This is a genomic window from Microbacterium candidum (assembly GCF_030315975.1).
Lineage (GTDB): Bacteria > Actinomycetota > Actinomycetes > Actinomycetales > Microbacteriaceae > Microbacterium > Microbacterium candidum.
On record NZ_JASXSZ010000003.1, the window covers coordinates 115,775 to 133,724 of the forward strand.

General features: G+C 69.4%; 18 protein-coding genes and 2 tRNA genes. 13 read left to right on the forward strand and 7 right to left on the reverse strand.

The features are described from left to right. Positions 1-33 precede the first annotated feature (33 nt). Together recO and QSV35_RS09965 are read left to right on the forward strand one after the other, a co-directional pair. On the forward strand, positions 34-759 hold the full coding sequence (recO, locus tag QSV35_RS09960) for a DNA repair protein RecO (RefSeq protein ID WP_286288592.1): 726 nt from the start codon (positions 34-36) through the stop codon (positions 757-759). Further along, a complete protein-coding gene (locus QSV35_RS09965) occupies positions 756-1,583 on the forward strand; it encodes an isoprenyl transferase (protein WP_286288593.1) in 828 nt (275 codons plus the stop codon). Before recO ends, QSV35_RS09965 begins: the two co-directional genes overlap by 4 nt. Here the strand turns inward: QSV35_RS09965 and QSV35_RS09970 are convergent. Next, positions 1,563-2,612: a magnesium and cobalt transport protein CorA gene (locus tag QSV35_RS09970; protein WP_286288594.1), complete on the reverse strand. Its 1,050-nt coding sequence runs from the start codon at positions 2,610-2,612 to the stop codon at positions 1,563-1,565. The two genes, QSV35_RS09965 and QSV35_RS09970, sit on opposite strands and share 21 nt — an antisense overlap. Before the next feature lie 125 nt (positions 2,613-2,737). Here QSV35_RS09970 and QSV35_RS09975 point away from each other — a divergent pair, with 125 nt between their 5' ends. Then, positions 2,738-3,424: a DsbA family oxidoreductase gene (locus QSV35_RS09975; RefSeq protein ID WP_286288595.1), complete on the forward strand. Its 687-nt coding sequence runs from the start codon at positions 2,738-2,740 to the stop codon at positions 3,422-3,424. Here QSV35_RS09975 and QSV35_RS09980 read toward each other — a convergent pair. Beyond that, entirely contained in the window at positions 3,421-3,930 is a 510-nt protein-coding gene (locus QSV35_RS09980) for a glutathione peroxidase (protein ID WP_286288596.1), read from the reverse strand. The two genes, QSV35_RS09975 and QSV35_RS09980, sit on opposite strands and share 4 nt — an antisense overlap. Positions 3,931-3,987: 57 nt before the next feature. Between QSV35_RS09980 and dusB the strand changes: the two genes are divergently transcribed. The 6 genes from dusB to QSV35_RS10010 all read left to right on the forward strand — a co-directional run bounded on the left by dusB (position 3,988) and on the right by QSV35_RS10010 (position 10,059). Beyond that, positions 3,988-5,142: a tRNA dihydrouridine synthase DusB gene (dusB, locus tag QSV35_RS09985; RefSeq protein ID WP_286288597.1), complete on the forward strand. Its 1,155-nt coding sequence runs from the start codon at positions 3,988-3,990 to the stop codon at positions 5,140-5,142. 1 nt (position 5,143) lies between these two features. After that, positions 5,144-6,508 carry a deoxyguanosinetriphosphate triphosphohydrolase gene (locus tag QSV35_RS09990; protein WP_286288598.1) on the forward strand — a complete coding sequence of 455 codons (1,365 nt, stop codon included), beginning with the start codon at positions 5,144-5,146 and terminating at the stop codon, positions 6,506-6,508. Continuing rightward, the gene (gene dnaG, locus QSV35_RS09995) at positions 6,508-8,508 is read left to right on the forward strand and encodes a DNA primase (RefSeq protein WP_286288599.1); all 2,001 of its coding nucleotides are present in this window, start codon (positions 6,508-6,510) and stop codon (positions 8,506-8,508) included. The genes QSV35_RS09990 and dnaG overlap by 1 nt, the downstream gene beginning before the upstream one ends. A gap of 33 nt (positions 8,509-8,541) precedes the next feature. Next, a complete protein-coding gene (locus QSV35_RS10000; protein ID WP_286288600.1) occupies positions 8,542-9,333 on the forward strand; it encodes an ATP-binding cassette domain-containing protein in 792 nt (263 codons plus the stop codon). Between the two features lie 63 nt (positions 9,334-9,396). Further along, positions 9,397-9,469, forward strand: a tRNA-Asn gene (locus QSV35_RS10005). A 230-nt stretch (positions 9,470-9,699) separates the two neighbouring features. After that, the gene (locus QSV35_RS10010) at positions 9,700-10,059 is read left to right on the forward strand and encodes a three-helix bundle dimerization domain-containing protein (protein ID WP_286288601.1); all 360 of its coding nucleotides are present in this window, start codon (positions 9,700-9,702) and stop codon (positions 10,057-10,059) included. 12 nt (positions 10,060-10,071) lie between these two features. On the opposite strand, the gene QSV35_RS10015 is transcribed toward QSV35_RS10010, so the two are convergent. After that, on the reverse strand, positions 10,072-11,010 hold the full coding sequence (locus QSV35_RS10015) for a LysR family transcriptional regulator (RefSeq protein ID WP_286288602.1): 939 nt from the start codon (positions 11,008-11,010) through the stop codon (positions 10,072-10,074). Between the two features lie 139 nt (positions 11,011-11,149). Here QSV35_RS10015 and QSV35_RS10020 point away from each other — a divergent pair, with 139 nt between their 5' ends. From QSV35_RS10020 to QSV35_RS10030, 3 genes are read left to right on the forward strand one after another with little or no spacing between them, the layout of a single operon-like run. Continuing rightward, the gene (locus QSV35_RS10020) at positions 11,150-11,947 is read left to right on the forward strand and encodes an alpha/beta hydrolase (protein WP_286288603.1); all 798 of its coding nucleotides are present in this window, start codon (positions 11,150-11,152) and stop codon (positions 11,945-11,947) included. A 1-nt stretch (position 11,948) separates the two neighbouring features. After that, on the forward strand, positions 11,949-12,227 hold the full coding sequence (locus QSV35_RS10025; RefSeq protein ID WP_286288604.1) for an SDR family NAD(P)-dependent oxidoreductase: 279 nt from the start codon (positions 11,949-11,951) through the stop codon (positions 12,225-12,227). Further along, on the forward strand, positions 12,164-13,114 hold the full coding sequence (locus tag QSV35_RS10030; protein ID WP_286288605.1) for a DMT family transporter: 951 nt from the start codon (positions 12,164-12,166) through the stop codon (positions 13,112-13,114). Before QSV35_RS10025 ends, QSV35_RS10030 begins: the two co-directional genes overlap by 64 nt. A gap of 26 nt (positions 13,115-13,140) precedes the next feature. On the opposite strand, the gene QSV35_RS10035 is transcribed toward QSV35_RS10030, so the two are convergent. Both QSV35_RS10035 and def read right to left on the reverse strand, forming a co-directional pair. Next, on the reverse strand, positions 13,141-14,091 hold the full coding sequence (locus QSV35_RS10035) for an alpha/beta fold hydrolase (RefSeq protein ID WP_286288606.1): 951 nt from the start codon (positions 14,089-14,091) through the stop codon (positions 13,141-13,143). 32 nt (positions 14,092-14,123) lie between these two features. Continuing rightward, complete coding sequence (def, locus tag QSV35_RS10040) at positions 14,124-14,690, reverse strand: peptide deformylase (protein ID WP_286288607.1); 567 nt, start codon at positions 14,688-14,690, stop codon at positions 14,124-14,126. Between the two features lie 61 nt (positions 14,691-14,751). On the opposite strand from def, the gene QSV35_RS10045 reads away from it, so the two are divergent. Continuing rightward, positions 14,752-15,708 carry a DMT family transporter gene (locus QSV35_RS10045; protein WP_286289091.1) on the forward strand — a complete coding sequence of 319 codons (957 nt, stop codon included), beginning with the start codon at positions 14,752-14,754 and terminating at the stop codon, positions 15,706-15,708. A 21-nt stretch (positions 15,709-15,729) separates the two neighbouring features. Here QSV35_RS10045 and QSV35_RS10050 read toward each other — a convergent pair. Together QSV35_RS10050 and QSV35_RS10055 are read right to left on the reverse strand one after the other, a co-directional pair. Beyond that, a tRNA-Ile gene (locus tag QSV35_RS10050) sits at positions 15,730-15,803 on the reverse strand. A gap of 32 nt (positions 15,804-15,835) precedes the next feature. Beyond that, the gene (locus QSV35_RS10055) at positions 15,836-17,896 is read right to left on the reverse strand and encodes a DUF262 domain-containing protein (protein WP_286288608.1); all 2,061 of its coding nucleotides are present in this window, start codon (positions 17,894-17,896) and stop codon (positions 15,836-15,838) included. Positions 17,897-17,950: the final 54 nt, after the last annotated feature.

Sequence of the window (17,950 nt, forward strand, 5' to 3'; positions counted from 1 at the left end):
TCCATTGTCCAGCCCGGCCGGGATAATCGATGTGTGCCCACCTATCGTGACGAGATCGTCGTGCTGCGCACGCACAAGCTCGGCGAGGCGGATCGCATCGTGACGATGCTGAGCCGCACCCACGGCAAGCTGCGCGCGGTCGCCAAGGGCGTGCGGCGCACGTCGTCGCGCTTCGGTGCGCGGCTCGAGCCGTTCATGGTGGCCGACGTGCAGCTGTACGTCGGACGCTCGCTCGACATCGTGCAGCAGGCGGAGTCCCTCGGCTCCTACGGCGCCGAGATCGCGGCGCACTACGACCGCTACACGTCCGCGAATGCGATGGTGGAGGCCGCCGATCGGCTCAACGAGGCTGAAGCGACGCCGCAGCAGTATCTGCTGCTCGTCGGCGGTCTGCGGGCACTGGCGCGCGGCGAACACGCTCCGCGCAGTATCCTCGATTCGTACCTGCTGCGCGCGATGGCGCTGTCCGGCTGGGCGCCGGGTCTCGACGACTGCGCGCGCTGCGGCAAGACCGGCCCTCACGAGTGGTTCGTCGCGCAGCTCGGCGGCATCGTGTGCGGCGACTGCGCGCCGGTCGGTTCCGCGCGCGTCACCCCGGAGGCCGGTGATGTCATGCGCGCGCTGCTGTCCGGCGACTGGGCGGTCATCGAGGCCGCGCCGGAGCGGGCGACGGCCGCGGCATCCGGCATGATCGCCGCGTACGTGCAGTGGCATCTGGAACGCGGCATCCGGTCGCTCGAGCATGTGGAGGCGGGATGAGCCCGAAGCCGTTCACCAGCAAGGAGGCGGCGCCGTACCGGCCCCTGGACTGGACCGGCATCTATCCGCCGGCGTTCCCCAAGGGCTCGGTCCCCGCACACGTCGCGATCGTCATGGACGGCAACGGACGCTGGGCGAACCGTCGCGGCCTCTCTCGCATCGAGGGGCACAAGGCGGGGGAGGAGGTTATCCTCGATGTCGTCGCGGGTGCCATCCAGGCCGGCGTCACGCACATCTCGCTCTACGCGTTCTCGACCGAGAACTGGGCCCGCTCGCCCGAAGAGGTGCGCTTCCTCATGGGCTTCAACCGCGATGTGCTGCGCCGTCGTCGGGACCAGCTCAACGAGTGGAACGTGCGGGTCCGCTGGGCGGGACGGAAGCCGCGTCTGTGGGGCTCCGTCATCAAGGAGCTGCAGGTCGCCGAAGAGCTCACGAAGCACAACACCGGGCTCACGCTCACGATGTGCGTCAACTACGGCGGACGCGTCGAGATCGTGGATGCGATGCGCTCGCTCGGCGAGGAGATCGCCGCCGGGCGGCTGAAGCCCTCGGCGATCACCGAGAAGCTCATCCGCCGCAATCTCTACGTGCGGGACATGCCCGACGTCGACCTCTTCATCCGCTCGAGCGGCGAGCAGCGCTCGTCGAACTTCATGCTGTGGGAGTCCGCCTACGCCGAGTTCGTCTTCCTCGACACGCTGTGGCCGGACTTCACGCGCACTGAGCTGTGGAGGGCGATCGGGCTGTACCTCGACCGCGACCGGCGGTTCGGCGGGGCGGTCGACACGCCGGACGCATCGGATTCAGCCGACATCGCTCTCTGAGCGTCGCCACTTCGACGCCGGGGACTTCGCGACGGCGTCCTGCCGGTCGGTGTCGCGGCGCAGCCACCACAGGAGGAGCACCAGCGGGATGAGCAGACCACCGATCCCGTAGACGAGGAACGGCACGACGCCGGTCATGTGATCGACGAGCCACGAGAAGTTCTGGCCGAAGAACCCCGTGATGAAGGTTAGCGGCAGGAACACGGTCGCGAGCACTGTGAGCCGCTCCATCGTCGCGTTCTGGCGCACGCCGACGCGGGTCTGCTCCACCGAGATGACCGACAGGTTCGCCTCCAGGACGGTGCCGAGGAGGTCGCGCTGGGCCGCCACCTCCTCGTTGATCAACGTCAGGTGGTCCTGGACGTCACGCAGGTACGGCTGCAGCACGTCCGGACCGGTCTGGCGCTCGGCTGTCGCGACCACGGCGAGGAGAGGATGCACGGCACGGTAGAAGTCCGTCGCCTCCCGGCGGAGCGAATAGATCCGCTCGGTGGGTGCGGCACTGCCCGAGAACACCGTCGCCTCGATCTCGTCGATGTCGTGCTCGAGGCCCGCGACGACCGGCGCATACCCGTCCACGACCTGATCCAGGATCGCCCAGAGCGCGGCAGGACTGCCGGCGGCGAGGAGTTCCGGCCGCTGCTCGAGCCGGAGGCGCGCCCCGTGCAGTTCGCTGCCGACACCCTGTCGGACGGTGATGACGAACGTCGGCGCCAGGAACACGCTGATCTCGCCGAACTCCACCTCCTCGGCGGCATCGTCGTATCGGGCGGTGCGCAGGATCACGAGCTGCACATCCTGGTCGTAGGACTCGATCTTCGGTCGCATGTGGAACGTCTGCGCGTCCTCCACCGCGAGCTCATGCAGACCGAAGGTCGCGCGCACCTGTGCCAGCTCCGCAGGGTCCGGTTCGAAGAGTCCGAGCCAGACGAATCCGCCCTGTTCGCACAGGGCGGCGGCATCCTGGAGTGCGACCGGCCCTTCGCCCTGCCTGCGGCCGTCGACGTAGTGTGCGCAATCGATGATCATGGGTGCCTCCGTGCCAGAGCCCGGCGGGTGCCGGTCGGGGTCATTATCGACGCAATGCTTGTGCTCGCCGTGATTCGACGCATGCGAGGGAATAGATGCCGCACGCGCCCTGGTTGGATGGTGTTGTGACGGATGCCATCAAGATCGACGTGTGGTCGGACATCGCCTGCCCCTGGTGCTACATCGGCAAGCGCAACCTCGAGACGGGGCTCGCCGCGGCAGCGGCGGATGACGACGCCCCGCAGGTGGAGGTGACGTACCACTCGTTCGAGCTGTCGCCCGACACGCCCGTCGACTTCGAGGGCGGCGAGGCCGACTACCTCGCGACGCACAAGGGCATCACGCCCGCTCAGGCTTCCCAGATGCTGGAGCGGGTCACGGGCGTCGCGGCGGACGCGGGCCTCGAGTACCGCTTCGACCTGCTCAAGCACACCAACACCGTGAAGGCGCACGAGCTCCTCCACTTCGCGAAGGCGAACGGGATGCAGCTTCCCCTCGCCGAGCGCCTCATGTCCGCCTACTTCACCGAAGGCCGCCACCTCGGCGAGGACGACGAACTCGTCGCGCTCGCGGCAGAGGTCGGCCTCGACGCCCACGCCGCCCGCACGGCGCTCGAGCAGCACACCTACCTCGACGACGTGCGCGCCGACGAGGAGCAGGCCCGCGCCTACGGCATCAACGGGGTGCCGTTCTTCGTGATCGACGGCAAGTACGGCGTCAGCGGCGCCCAGCCGGCGGACGCGTTCGCGCAGGTCGTCCGCCAGGTGTGGGCAGAGCACGCCGACGACGGCGACGACGAGGCCGTCGCCTAAGAGCGCGGCAGATTCTCCTCGATGACCTGGACGATCGCCGGGTCATCGGGCTTCGTCTGCGGACGGAACCGGTGGAGGTCTCCGGCGGGCGTGAGCACGAACTTCTCGAAGTTCCAGTGGATGCGCCCGCCGAGGCCCTCGGCATCCTGAGTGGTCTTGAGCGCCTTGTACAGCGGAGCCGCATTGCGGCCGTTGACCTTGATCTTGTCGGCGATGGGGAAGCTCACGCCCCACGTCGCCGCGCAGTAGTCGAGGATCTCGTCCATCGTGCCGGGTTCCTGGCCCATGAACTGGTTGCACGGGAAGCCGAGGACGGTGAAGCCGCGTTCGCCGTACGTGCGCTGGAGCTGCTCGAGCTGCTCGTACTGCGGTGTCAGGCCGCACTTGGAAGCGACGTTGACGATCATGATGACCTCGTCGGCGTAGTCGGCGAGCGAGGCGGTCGAGCCATCGGCGGTGGTGAAGGGGATGTCGCGGAGGTCGGTGGGGGATGCGGTCTCGGGCATATCCACAGGCTAAGCCCGTGCGGCGCACGCACGGCTCGCGTCTGGGAGAATACCAAGGTGACTTCTGCGCTCGCGCCCGCCCGTGCCCTGCGCATCGGGCCGATCGAGCTCGATGCGCCCGTCGTGCTCGCCCCGATGGCGGGCATCACCAACACCGCCTTCCGGCGCCTGTGCCGGGAGTACGGTGCGGGGCTCTACGTCAGCGAGATGATCACGTCGCGCGCGCTCGTGGAGCGGAACGCCACGACGATGCGCCTCATCCGCCATCACGAGTCGGAGACGCCGCGCTCGATCCAGCTCTACGGCGTCGACCCCAAGACGATCGCGGAAGCGGTCCGCATCCTCGTCGCGGAAGATCACGCGGACCACATCGACCTGAACTTCGGATGCCCTGTCCCCAAGGTGACGCGCAAGGGCGGGGGGTCGGCGCTGCCGTGGAAGACAGGTCTGTTCGGCGACATCGTCCGTGGCGCCGTGCAGGCGGCGGGCGACATCCCGCTGACGGTCAAGATGCGCAAGGGCATCGATGCCGACCACCTCACCTACCTCGACGCCGCACGCATCGCCGAAGACGCGGGCGTCTCGGCGATCGCCCTGCACGGCCGGACGGCGTCGGAGTTCTACTCCGGCACCGCCGACTGGTCGGCGATCGCGAAGCTCAAGGAGACCGTCACGAGCGTGCCGGTGCTCGGAAACGGAGACATCTGGTCGGCCGACGACGCGCTGCGCATGATGGACGAGACGGGATGCGACGGCGTGGTCGTCGGGCGCGGATGCCTCGGCCGCCCCTGGCTGTTCGGCGACCTCGCCGCGGCGTTCGGCGCGCCGGGCGTGCATGTCGATGCGACCCTCGGGTTCGTGGCGCAGGCGTTCCGCCGGCACGCCGAGCTTCTCGTCGAGTTCTTCGAGGACGAAGACCGCGGATGCCGCGACATCCGCAAGCACGTCGCGTGGTACTTCAAGGGGTATCCCGTGGGCGGCGACACGCGTGCGCGCCTGGCGACCGCATCGAGCCTCGCGGAGATCGACGAGCTCCTCGCCACCCTCGATCTCGACGCCCCGTATCCGGGTGCGGCGGCCGAAGGCCAGCGCGGACGCGCGGGCACGCCGAAGCGCCCTGCGCTGCCCGACGGCTGGCTCGATTCGCGCGAGCTCGGGGAAGACGCATCCTGCACTCTGCTCGAGGCGGAGCTCGACACCAGTGGCGGCTGAGATGCGGGGGGACGCGGCATCCCGTCCCGCCGGCTACGTCGAAGCCGATGCCGAAAGGTTCTTCGTCGAGCAGCACCGCTCCCAGCGCGACGACTTCGCGCGCGACCGTGCCCGTGTCCTGCACTCCGCGGCGCTGCGGCGGCTCGCCGCGAAGACGCAGGTGCTGAGCCCGGCGAGCCCCGCCGACTTCGCCCGCAACCGTCTCACGCACTCGCTCGAGGTCGCCCAGGTCGGCCGCGAGCTCGCGACCGCTCTGCGTCTCGCGCCGGACGTCGTCGATACGGCGTGCCTCAGCCACGACCTCGGGCACCCCCCGTTCGGTCACAACGGCGAGCGCGCGATGAACGAGTGGGCCGACGACATCGGCGGGTTCGAGGGCAATGCGCAGACACTGCGGATCGTGACGCGCCTCGAGCCGAAGGTGTTCGACGCGGCGGGCCGCAGTGTCGGCCTGAACCTGACGCGCGCGAGCCTCGACGCCACGTGCAAGTACCCTTGGACCGCGGATCATCCGCTCCCGGATCCCGGCGGTCGCCTGAAGTTCGGCGTGTACCCCGACGACGAGCCGGTCTTCCACTGGATGCGCGCGGGCGCTCCGGGCCGCGTGCGGTGCATCGAGGCGGAGGTGATGGACCTCTCCGACGACATCGCGTACTCGGTGCACGACTTCGAGGACGCGATCGTCAACGGCTACCTCGACCCTGCTCGGCTGACCGCGCCCGGCGAGCACGAGACGCTCGTCAACGCCATCCAGTCGTGGGTCGGCTTCGACTTCGCGCGCGACGAGCTCGCGGACGCCCTCCACCGGCTGACGACGCTCCCGCAGTGGATCGGCTCGTTCGACGGGTCGCGACCCGCTCTGGCACGGTTGAAGAACCTCACCTCCGATTTCATCGGCCGCTTCGCCCGTGCGGCGACCACCGCGACGCGCGAGGCCTACGCCTCCGAGGACCTCACCCGCTATCGGGCGCATGTCGTGGTGCCGCGGGTCGTCGAGGCGGAGATGGCGGTGCTCAAGGGCACGATCGGCGCCGCCGTCGTGACGATCGACGGACGCAAGCAGCTCTACAAGGAGCAGCGACACGTCCTGAAGCGTCTCGCGACTGCCCTGTGGGAGCGCCCTGAGGAGCTCGATCCGGTCTATGCGGGCGACTTCGCGGATGCGGAGACGGATTCAGCGCGCCGCCGCGTGGTGGTCGACCAGGTCGCGAGCCTCACAGACCAGCTGGCCATCGCGTGGCACCGACGCCTGGTCGGCGACGTGGATGCCGCATCCCTCGGCATCTGGGCCCCGGAGCCGCGGCATCCGCGCGTGCCGGTCCCCGAGCCCGTGCACCCGGTCCCCGAGCCCGTCGAGGGGCCGTGATGGCGGGCCGGATCGCACAGGCCGACGTCGAAGAGGTCAAGGCGCGCACCAACATCGCCGACATCATCGGCGAGCGCGTCGCGCTGAAGTCCGCCGGCATCGGGGCGCTGAAGGGCCTGTGCCCCTTCCATGACGAGAAGAGCCCGAGCTTCAACGTGCGGCCGCAGTCGGGCTTCTACCACTGCTTCGGGTGCGGTGAGTCCGGCGACGTGTATACGTTCCTGCGGCAGATCGACCATCTGTCGTTCACGGAGGCGGTCGAGCGGCTCGCCGCGCGCATCGGCTTCACGCTGCACTACGAGGATGGGGGAGCGGCCCCCGAGACGTCGGGCCGCACGCGGCTGTACGCCGCGAACGCGGCGGCGGCGGAGTACTTCCGCGGCCAGCTCACGAGCCCGGAGGCGGAGATAGGCCGCCGGTTCCTCGGCGAGCGCGGATTCGACGCGGGAGCCGCGGCGCACTTCGGCGTCGGGTACGCGCCGAAGGGGTGGTCGGGGATGATGGACGCGCTCACCGCGCAGGGCTTCACGCGCGACGAGCTCCTCGCCGCCGGGCTGGTCTCGCAGGGGCAGCGCGGCGTCTACGACAGGTTCCGCGGGCGGGTGATCTGGCCCATCCGCGACGTCACCGGCCAGGTGCTCGGATTCGGTGCGCGGCGCCTCTTCGACGACGACAACGGGCCGAAGTACCTCAACACGCCGGAGACACCGCTCTACAAGAAGACGCAGGTGCTCTACGGGCTCGACCTGGCCAAGCGCGACATCGCGCGCGGAGAGCCGCGGCGGGTCGTCGTCGTCGAGGGGTACACGGACGTCATGGCGTGCCATCTCGCCGGAGTGACGACGGCGGTCGCCACCTGTGGCACGGCGTTCGGCGCCGAGCACATGAGGATGCTCCGGCGGATCATGGGCGACGACACGGCTGCGGAGGTCGTCTTCACGTTCGACCCGGATGCCGCGGGCCAGAAGGCGGCCGTGCGCGCGTTCGCGGAGACCCGTGAGCTGCAGGCGCAGAGCTTCGTCGCCGTCGCTCCCGACGGCCTCGACCCGTGCGACTTGCGCCTGAAACGCGGCGATGGCGCCGTCGCATCCCTCATGGACACCAAGGTGCCCATGTTCGAGTTCGTCATCGACCAGCGCCTCAAGGGGTTCGACCTCGGCACGGTCGAGGGTCGGGCGGCCGCGCTCCGTGCAGCCGCGCCGATCGTCGCCGACATCCGCGATGCCGCGCTGCGCACGGGGTACTCGAGGGTGCTGGCACGCCGGATCGGACTCGACATCCCCGACGTGACGAACGCGGTCTCGCAGGCATCGCGTGCGGCGCGGGCAGACCACGCGCGCACCGATGCACCGCGAACGGATGCGGGCCGACCCGACTCCCGTCGTCCCGACACGAGCCGACCCGATGCGTCGCGTCCGGATGCCCGCACCCCCGTCCCGGATCAGGATCGGTCCGGCGATGCCTGGCGCCGCGACGCGCGGCCCTTCGACGACGTGCCTCCTCCGCCCGACGAGCAGCCGCCGATCCGGGTGTCGATCGCGACGCTCCCGCGCAACAATGACGCCGCGCTGGAACGCGATGCGCTCAAGGGCTTCCTCCAGTACGGGCATCGCATCGATCCCGAGCTCCTGCAGCGCGCGGTGGACCTCCCGTTCCGTACGCCCGCCCTGGACGCCGTGCGGGCAGCGGTCGCGACCGCGCAGGATCGCAGCCGGCCCGGCTGGGCTGCCGATGCCGTGTCGTCCGTGCGCGAGCCGTACCGGACGCTGGCTGCCGAGCTCCTGACGAGCGACTTCCCGGCGCGCGACGACGAGCATGCGGTCGCCTCCACGCTCGATCTCGCGCGGCAGGTCGTGCTGCGCGGCTACGACGCCGACAAGGCGGAGCTGGTGCGCACGATCCAGCGGGTCCCGGCGGATTCGGACGAGGGCCGACGCGTGCGCGTGATGCTGCGCGAGCTGGATGCGGACCGCCAGAGGCTGCTCGAGCAGTCGCAGTAGCGCCCGCGGCGCTCGGACCGGCAGGATGGGCGCATGCCCCGCGCCGACGATGACGCCATCATCCGCTGCACCGACCTGTCCCTGCACCGGGCGCCCGCACGGGGTGGTGCCCCGAACCGCGTGGTGGACGGGGTGTCGTTCACCCTGCGTCCCGGCCGCACGCTGGCGGTGATGGGTCCGACGGGCGCCGGCAAGTCGAGCCTCGCGGCGATCATCGCGGGCGATGACGACGAGCGCGTGACGGTCGCCGGCGGCTCCGCGAGCGTCCTCGGCGTTCCGGTGCAGAAGGGCGGCCGCGCCCGCCGCGTGCGTCGTTACGGCACCGGAGCCGTGATGCAGGATGCGGGAGCTGCGCTGCCGCCTCGGCTGAGCGTCGCGGACATCATCGGGTCGCCGATCACCACACGCGTCCGTCGGGTCGACCCGCGAGGTCTGTCGTTGCGGATCGCGGGGCTCCTCGACGAGCTGATGCTGCCGCTCGGCTGCGCGGAGAAGTACCCGTACGAGCTCAGCGCGGGGATGCGCCAGCGCGTGGCCGTCGCACGCGCCCTGATGCTGGGCCCGAAGCTCCTCGTCGCCGACGAGCCGTTCGCGGCGCTCGACGTGACCTCGCGCCGCGCGGTGCTCGCGGCGATCGAAAGACGGCGGGACACCGCATCCCTCGCCACCATCATGATGACGAACGACGCGGATGCGATCACCCGACTGGATGCGGATGTCCTGGTCCTGCACGCCGGTCATCCGGTCGCGCTCGGCCATGGGACGCGCGACCTCGTGTGGACGCCGAGCTCGGAAGCCGCGCGACGCGCCCTCGTCGTCTCCTGATTTCGCTAGAGCGCCGCGGGCTTGCTAAGATAGATGAGTTGCCCGCCCACCAGCGGGAAGCATTCCTCCATAGCTCAATTGGCAGAGCAATCGGCTGTTAACCGATAGGTTCTTGGTTCGAGTCCAAGTGGGGGAGCGAAGGCCCCGAGGCTCCACCCTCGGGGTTTTCTTTGTTTTTCCGGGGGTTCTGGTCGTCAGGGTTGATGCGGCGCTGCGTACCGGTTCGTGCCTTGCACATTTTGCCCACGTTTGGTTCAGAGGGCGCCGTCTCCCGTCTGACCGACGGCGAGCCGGGTCGGCGTGTCCGACGTGCCAAACGGCAGTGTGGCTCTTCCCAACTCGGCCATGCATGCCGAGAATGGTGCTGTGGATCAGCGCAGCGAGCAGCGCGCTCTGGATGAGGCGGTCGGCCGTCTCTCGGAGCGGTTTCCTTCGGTCGGTCGCGAGCGCATCGCCGAGATCGTTCAGGAGGAGTTCGACTCCTTCGCCGGCGCGAAGGTGCGGGACTACGTCCCCGTGCTCGCCGAGAACGCCGCGACGGATCGGCTTCGCACGTTCGCGAAGCTCGAGCAGCCGCGCGACCTCGAGTCGCCCGATGTGATGGCCGCGGCGACGTCTCTCGCCGTTGCGGGAGAGATCGACGACGAGGTCCGGCGGGACCCGTTCGAAGTCGAGGGAGCCAAGGAGCAGACCGGGCTCCTCTACGGCGATCTCAGCAACGGTTGAGCACGAGCGCGTTCACGCGCCGTCGGGCTGCCAGGCGGGGCCGGTCTGCTCCGGGTAGAGCCATTCGCGCTCAGCCGACTGCTCCGCGGCGACCTCGAGGAAGCGGGCGACGGCCGGGGTGAGCGGTTCGTCGCGCCATGCGATCGACCACGGGTACAGCGGCTGCAGCTCCCGTGGCTGGTGGATCGGCATCCCGAGATTCCGGTAGCGGAATGCATACGACTCGAATTCGAGGAGGAGCGCCGCATCCGTCGTTCGTCGCATCTGCGCGAGGCACTGGTCGAAGGTGCCCGGGTTGCCGAGCCAGCGGAACGCCGTCCCGAGACGGTGCTCGAGGGCGGCCAGGTACTGCCCGTGCACATTGAACAGTGCCGACCCGGACGGATCTCCGAACACCTGCAGCGGCCGTTCGAAGAGGGACGCGGTCTCCGCGGGCGGGTCGCCGGGCCGACCGACCAGCCAGAACGGCTCGAGACGCAGCGGCCGGTGCCTCCAGCCGATCGGGTGCTCCGCGGTCATGGCCGGGGTGAGGCGGATCATCGCGACATCAAGCTGACCCTTCAGCAGGGCGTCGAACTGTCGTTGGCTGTCCATCGAGCTCGCGATCACCGGGACCTCGGGGAATCGGGTCGAGTAGGCGTCGGCGACCAGACGGCTCGTGTCGAGATCGAAGATGTGCGCGATGCGGACGCCGGGATCGTCGGGATGCGTCATCCGCACCGCCTGGGCGATCAGCACGCGGGCATCGCGCAGGAATCGCACGCCCTCCGCGGTCAGCGCGACGTGCCGGCTGTCTCGGACGAAGAGCCGGAAGCCGACCTCGGATTCCAGGCGCCGGATCTGCTTCGACAGCGCGGGCTGGCTGATGTGCAGCTTCGCCGCCGCGCGGCCGAAGTGGAGTTCGTCGGCCACCACGACGAAGTAGCGCACCGATCTGAGATCGAGGTCCATCCGTCCTCCTCAGTGGAAGAGTGCTCTTCCGCGACGAGCCAAGCAAGATCGGTTATCGATCCGCATCCGATGGGTCTTGGACAGGATGGATGCCGCGGGTGTGTGCTGATCTCGTCACTTTCAGGCGAGGAGTCAGAGCATGGCCGAGAACCGTCCTGTCGTCTTCATCCACGGGCTGTGGCTGCACGCCACGAGCTGGGGTCCGTGGATCGAGAAGTTCCGTGCCGCCGGTTACGACACTGTGGCCCCCGGCTGGCCCAACGAGGCCGACACCGTCGCCGAGGCGCGGGCTCACCCGGATGCCGTGGCCGACATCGGCATCGACGAGGCGGCCGGGCACTTCGCGGAGATCGCGAACGGGCTGGGCGACGACACGATCCTCATCGGGCACTCCTTCGGCGGGCTCATCGCCGAGAAGCTCCTCGGCGAGGGCGTCGGTGCGGGAGCGGTCGCGATCGATCCCGCACAGATCAAGGGCGTCCTGCCGTTGCCGCTCGCCCAGCTGCGGTCGGGCTTCCTGGCCCTCGGCAATCCCGCCAACCTGCACAAGTCCGTGTCGCTGACGAAGCCGCAGTTCCGGTACGGATTCGGCAACGCCGTGAGCGAAGAGGAGTCGGACGCGCTGTACGACCGCTGGACGATCCCGTCGCCGGCCCGGCCGCTGTTTCAAGCCGCGGCGGCGAACTTCGTGATGCACTCGCCCGCCGCGGTCGACACCAAGCGCGAACCGCGTGGTCCGCTCCTGCTCATCTCGGGCACCGCCGACCACACCGTGCCCGACGTCGTCACGCGCTCCTCCCTCAAGCAGTACCGGGACGCCATGACAATCAACGAGCTCCAGCAGTTCGAAGGTCGCGGGCACTCGCTCACGATCGACAGCGGGTGGGACGAGGTCGCCGACGCCGTCCTGAAGTGGCTCGACGCACAGGGGCTGTGACATGGATCTCGGGCTGGCCGGCTCCGTCGCGATCGTCACGGGCGCCGGGCGCGGGATCGGCCTCGCGGTCACGCGGGTGCTGATCGAGGAGGGATGCCGGGTGCTCGCGGCAATCGCGCAGTTCATGACCTCGACCGCTACTTCGGCGACTACCTCACACCCCTCTTGCTGCGGCGCATCAACGTTCTCGTCGTCGCACCCGGGCATGATGGACCGGTGTCCCGTCCCCGCGTCCCGCCCTGGCTCGCTCTCAATCTTGCGGTGCTCATCGGGGTGCTGACGGCCGTCCAGGCGCGAATCAACGGGCAGCTGGGTGTGCGCCTCGGCGACGGCCTGGTCGCTGCGGTGATCTCTTTCGGGTCGGGTCTCGTGATCCTGGTCGTGCTGTCGATCACGCTTCCCGCGGGGCGGCGCGGGTTCCACTCGATTGTGGGCGGCCTGCGTGGGCGGTCGATTCCGCTCTGGATGCTGTGCGGCGGCATCGCCGGCGCGCTCACGGTGGCGACGCAAGGACTGGCCATCGGCATTATCGGCGTCTCGATGTTCACCGTCGGCATCGTTGCGGGGCAGGGGATCACCGGTCTCGTCCTCGACCGCTTCGGGATCGGTCCTGCCGGCGTCGTCGCGGTGACACCGGGACGCCTCGTCGGCGCGGCCCTCTCCCTCACCGCGGTCGCGGTCGCCCTGGCAGGCGGCGCGGCTCGCACGGTCCCGCCGTGGATGCTGGTGCTGCCGTTCCTCGTCGGCGTCGGCATCGCATGGCAGCAGGCTACGAACGGTCGCCTGCGTCAGCGCGTCGAGACGCCACTCACCGTCACTGTGGTGAACTTCCTCGGCGGCACGATCGTCCTGGTCATCGTCGCGACCGTGCATTCGGCATTCGCGGGACTCCCGCACACGTTCCCGACCGAGCTCTGGTACTACATCGGCGGCGCGGTCGGAGTGGTCTACATCTTCCTTGCCGCTGCCGTCGTGGCGTACACGGGAGTCCTGCTCTTGGGACTCGCATCGATCGTCGGGCAGGTGATCACCTCGATGATCCTCGACCTCGTGTGGCCCACCCCGGCAAGTCCCGGACTCGTGCAGCAGGTTGCGATCGCGACCATCGCGCTCGCGTCCGTCGTGGTGGCGGCCGTACCCTGGCGCCGCGTCCGCCGCGCGCGCTGACCCGACAGACGGCAGATGCCGTCGAGTCAGCGAGCCTCCCGCACCAGCGGCAGCAGCTCGTCGAGCGCTCCGCGCAGGGCCGCGCTGAGCCGGGCGCCGCCGTGGCCCTCATCGTCGATGACGATGAGGGTGCTGCCCGGCCAGCTGCGGTGCAGTCGCCATGCGGTACCGAGCGGTCCGCTGACGTCGAGACGTCCGTGGATGAGGAATACGGGGAGGTGCGTGATCCGGTCCAGGTGCTCGTAGACGCCGTCGTCGCCGAGAAACGCATTGTTCGCCCAGCTGTGCGCCACCTGCAGGGCGAAGACCTGCTGAAAGGCGGGATCGCGGACGACGAGATCGTGCGCCGTCGGATGCACGAGCGAGACGTGCGCGTCCTCCCAGGCGCACCAGGCGAGTGCCGCTGCGGCGCGGATGCCAGGGTCGGGATCGGTCAGCCGCTCGAGGTATGCATCGAGCAGCGGCTGGCCGGGGCGGTGTCCCGACGCTTCCGAGAACCGCTCCCATTGCTCGGGGAAGATGGCGCCCACGCTCTCGCTGATCCACCGCACGGACTCCGCGGTACCGTCGGTGACCAGTGCCAGCGCCAGGCCGAGCACGCGATCCGGATGCGCCTGCGCATACGCCATCGCGAGGGTCGTTCCCCAGGAGCCCCCGACGACGGCCCACCGCTCGATGCCGAGGTGCCGCCGCAGGAGTTCGATGTCCCCGATCATGGCCTGCGTCGTGAGGGTGGAGAGGTCGAAGCCCGGGTCGGTCACCAGCGGCGTGCTCCGGCCGCACGCACGCTGGTCGAGGCCGACGACATGCCAGGGGGAGTCCGGGCCGTGTCGGTAACCGGGGCCGAGACCCGAACCGGGGCCTCCGTGGAGCCAGACGAGCGGGACGCCGTCCGGGTCGCCGGAGGTCTCCCAGTAGATCTGCGCCCCATCTCGGGTGGGCAGCATCCCGGTCGCGTGCGGTTCGACGAGTGGCATTCCCCGAGCCTAGGGCGATGGGTCTCGCGCCGTCAGGCGTCGATGTCGTCGACGCCCGGCATCCAGGACTGTCCGGGCCGGCCCCACCCGCGCTTGCGTGCGAGCTTCTGCACCGTCTTCCAGTCGCTGTCGTCGAGTCGGTCGATGTACATCGTGCCGTCGAGGTGGTCGAACTCGTGCTGCATGATGCGGGCCCGCCATCCGTCGACCTGGATGCGCACGGGGGCGCCCTCGAGGTCGATCCCCGTCACGAGCACCTCGTCGGACCGGCGGAGCGGGAACCGCTCGCCGGGGAACGACAGGCATCCCTCGGACTCCTCATCGGGATCCGGGTCGCCCGGCTCCATGGGACGCATCCACAGCTCGGGGTTGATGATCACCCCGCGCCAGGGGGCGCCGTCGTCGTCCTGGTAGGTGTACGTGTAGATGCGCAGCCCGACGCCGACCTGGGGGGCTGCGAGCCCGACACCGGGGGCGGCATCCATCGTCTCGAACATGTCGGCGACGAGCGTTCGGATCTCGTCCGTGATCTCGCCGACGGGGGATGCGGGGGCGTGCAGGACGGGATCGCCCATGATGCGAATCGGAAGTACGGCCACGTCTCGAGCCTATCGAGCGACCTGCGGATAGGGTCGAAGGGTGACAGTGCTCGGGGCTCCACTGGGGGACGTGACGGATCACCTCGTCGGCGTGTTCCGCGACCCCGCCATCCTCCTCGGCATCCCGCTCGCGCTCCTCGGCGCGGTGTTCATGTCCTTCGGCGCGCAGTATCAGTACCGCGGAGTGACCAAGGTCGAGAAGCTGACCGGCACCTCCGGCAGCGCAGGACTCAGCGGCAAGCAGCTGCTGAATCTGCTCCGGCGTCCGTCGTGGGTCTTCGGCACGCTCATGCTGGGCGCCGCCATCATCTGTCAGCTCTCGGCGCTGGCGGTCGCACCGATCATCATCGTCCAGCCGATCGGCGCCGTCTCGCTCGTCATCACGACCCTGCTGAACGCGAAGATCTCGGGCCACAAGCCGACACCGCGGTCGATCCGCTCGATCATCGCGTGCATCGGCGGCATCTTCGTCTTCGTGACGATCGCGGCCCTGTTCGCCACCGAGTCGCCGGTCACGGATCTGCAGCTGATCATCATTCTGGGGCTGCTCCTCATCGTGCTGATCGGGATGCTGGCCTTGTGGCTGGCGGTGCGCAAGCGCGGACACCCGCTGTTCTACATCGCGGCATCCGGCGTCATCTACGGCTTCGTGGCGACCCTCGCGAAGGTCGTCATCTCGCGGATCCAGGCCCACGACTTCAACTGGCTCACGGCGCTCTGCCTGCTCGGGCTCCTCGTCGCCGTCGCCCTCGGCGCGTACTTCGTGCAGACGGCCTACGCGGTGGGCCCGCCCGATCTCGTGGTCGCGGGTCTCACCGTCATCGACCCGATCGTCGCCGTGATCATCGGCCTCACGGTCCTGCAGGAGGCTGCGAACGCCCCGCTGTGGGCGTTCGCAGGGTTCCTCGTCGCGGGAGCCATCGCCGTCTACGGCGTCATCACTCTCGCCCGCTACCACCCGCAGGTGCTCAGCGACAGCCAGGAGATCCACATCCCGCGCGGGAGCGACAAGTCCTGAGTCGGTCCCGGCGGGATTCTGTAGGGCGGGTGGGACTTGAACCCACGATCGTCGGGTTATGAGCCCGCTGCCTTGACCAGCTTGGCCACCGCCCCCTGTGCTTCGAGCCTACCCGGGCTCGAAGCCGTCACATGTGCGCGGCGATGTACGAGTACTTGACGAACACCTCGGCGGCCAGTCCGGCCTCCTCGAGGACGCCCTGGACGGCCGTCAGCATGTACTTCGAGTCCCAGCCCATGTAGAGGAAGTGCGTCTCGTCGAGGCTGTCCCAGTGCCCGTTCCACGACTGCGCCTCGTAGATCGGCCCGCCGCGCCGGGCGCTGAACGTCTCGACATCGGCTCGCGAGTCGGCCCACAGGCGCTTGAAGACGCGGTTGAAGAGCGCCTTCACGTCGTGCACCTCCCAGTGCTCGCCGCGGTACTCGGTGTACTCGAACTCGCGGTGCCAGCCGCGCGGCCACCCGCGCCGGCGCACGGCGTCCAGGATGGGGGTGAGTCCGTCGTCGTCGATGCCGTCGATCGCGGGGCGCACCCAGACCTCGACGAAGCGGTCGGTGAGGCGCGAGGTGCGCTCGGAGATCGCCGTCGTGCTCCAGGCCTCGGGCGTCGCCGCATCCCGCGTCGCCGCGATCCCGCTCCGGGCGAAGACGGACCGGACGGCCGGATAGGACTCCGCGAAGGCACGCTCCGCGAGCGGTGCCTCGAGGAGGACCAGGTTCCCGAGGGTCTGGGCGAGGGCGCGGTGGCTGTTCTGCTCGTCCTCGGTGTAGTCCGACCACGGGCGCGCGCCGTCGGCCGTCCACGTGTCGCCCGGAGCGAGGGGGAGGACGTACGCGAGTTCGAGGTCCGTCGCATCCGTCACGTCGCCGAGGCGCTCGAGGATGTAGGCAGGATGCGGCAGCTCGCCGTACTTGAGCGCCATGCGGACGCGCTCGTCGGACGGGGTGATGCGGGCGATCGCGCGCAGGAGCTCCACCGGGCCCTCCATACGGGCGCGGCACAGGCGCGCGACGATGCGCTCGTTCGGGATGCCGACGACCGTGCGCCGCAGCAGCAGCGACTGCACGACCTCGAGCAGGGCGATGAGCTCGTCCTTCGGGAGCGCCCCGCGGGCGTGATCGCGGTAGCCGCGCATGACGAGGGGGTAGATGCCCCGCCCGAACGTGTTGACCCAACCGAGCTGGCGGGAGACCTCGCCATCCGCCTCCTGCGAGGGATCGGACAGGATGCGATATGCCTCCGAGTACTCGCGCCACTCGGCGGCGTGTTCGCGCAGCCTCGCGAGGTCAAGGCGCGGGAACTCGTGCCGGAACGCCTCGTACACGCCGTGCTCGCCGGCGACAGCCACCTCGCGCCCGGTCTTCATCACGAGATAGTGCCGCCAGAACGGCCCGATCGCGTCGCCGGTGTTCCGCTCGATCGGAAGCCAGTATTCGTCTTCGATCTCGCTCTGCTCCGCGTGCGAGAGGCCCATCAGCACGTAGTTGTGGATGAGCTCGTGGTCACGCAGGGGAGCGCCCGTCGAGTTGAGGCTCTCGAAGATCTGCTGCGCGTTCGCATCCATTCCGAGAGTGATCGAGACGTGCTCGAGCTTCTGCAGGCCGCGCCAGATCCGCGGGACCTCGTCGAGACCCACCTGGCTGCGGAAGAACGCGTAGTTGTCATCGAAGCGGGAGTCGCGCAGTGCGTCGGCGTCGTCGTGCAGGTCGAGGACGACGCTGCGGAAGATGTCGCCCCACTCGCGGTGCGGGCGCAGTTTCGTGCGGGTCGCATCATCGTGGACGAGCACGCGCGCCAGCTCCTCGGCCAGTCGGGCGTCGTGGTCTCGCACGGTGTGGTGGAGGGCCGCGATGAGCAGCATCAGCGTCGTGATGCGCTGCTGCCCGTCGATGAGGACGAGCTCGCTCGCTCCACTCGCCGCGCTCTCCGTGGACAGGATCGAACCGATGAAATGCGTGTGGGAATCGTCCGAGTCGCCGACGGCGCGGATGTCCGCGAGCAGCTGCTCGCACCCACCGATGTCCCACCGATACTGCCGCTGGTAGACCGGGACGACGATGGTCCGGCGTCCGGCGGCGAGCCATCCGATCGTGTTGACAGCAGTCGCATCCACATTCGCAGCGCTCGTCACCGTTCGTTCGTCTCCCTGCTCGATGGCGTCGGCGGTGCCGCCGTTCGCGCCGGCCACACCGTCTCCCAGTCTATTCGGCCCCCCTTCACGGCCGACCGGAGGGGCCGTGAT

What these genes read in the sequence shown, in the direction of transcription:
- QSV35_RS09980 (WP_286288596.1), bottom strand. Translation starts at nt 3,930, where the DNA reads ATGCCCGAGACCGCATCCCCCACCGACCTCCGCGACATCCCCTTCACC.
- QSV35_RS10000 (WP_286288600.1), top strand. Translation starts at nt 8,542, where the DNA reads ATGCCCCGCGCCGACGATGACGCCATCATCCGCTGCACCGACCTGTCC.
- QSV35_RS10020 (WP_286288603.1), top strand. Translation starts at nt 11,150, where the DNA reads ATGGCCGAGAACCGTCCTGTCGTCTTCATCCACGGGCTGTGGCTGCAC.
- QSV35_RS09970 (WP_286288594.1), bottom strand. Translation starts at nt 2,612, where the DNA reads ATGATCATCGATTGCGCACACTACGTCGACGGCCGCAGGCAGGGCGAA.
- QSV35_RS09965 (WP_286288593.1), top strand. Translation starts at nt 756, where the DNA reads ATGAGCCCGAAGCCGTTCACCAGCAAGGAGGCGGCGCCGTACCGGCCC.
- QSV35_RS10035 (WP_286288606.1), bottom strand. Translation starts at nt 14,091, where the DNA reads ATGCCACTCGTCGAACCGCACGCGACCGGGATGCTGCCCACCCGAGAT.
- dnaG (WP_286288599.1), top strand. Translation starts at nt 6,508, where the DNA reads ATGGCGGGCCGGATCGCACAGGCCGACGTCGAAGAGGTCAAGGCGCGC.
- QSV35_RS10025 (WP_286288604.1), top strand. Translation starts at nt 11,949, where the DNA reads ATGGATCTCGGGCTGGCCGGCTCCGTCGCGATCGTCACGGGCGCCGGG.
- QSV35_RS09990 (WP_286288598.1), top strand. Translation starts at nt 5,144, where the DNA reads ATGCGGGGGGACGCGGCATCCCGTCCCGCCGGCTACGTCGAAGCCGAT.
- QSV35_RS10015 (WP_286288602.1), bottom strand. Translation starts at nt 11,010, where the DNA reads ATGGACCTCGATCTCAGATCGGTGCGCTACTTCGTCGTGGTGGCCGAC.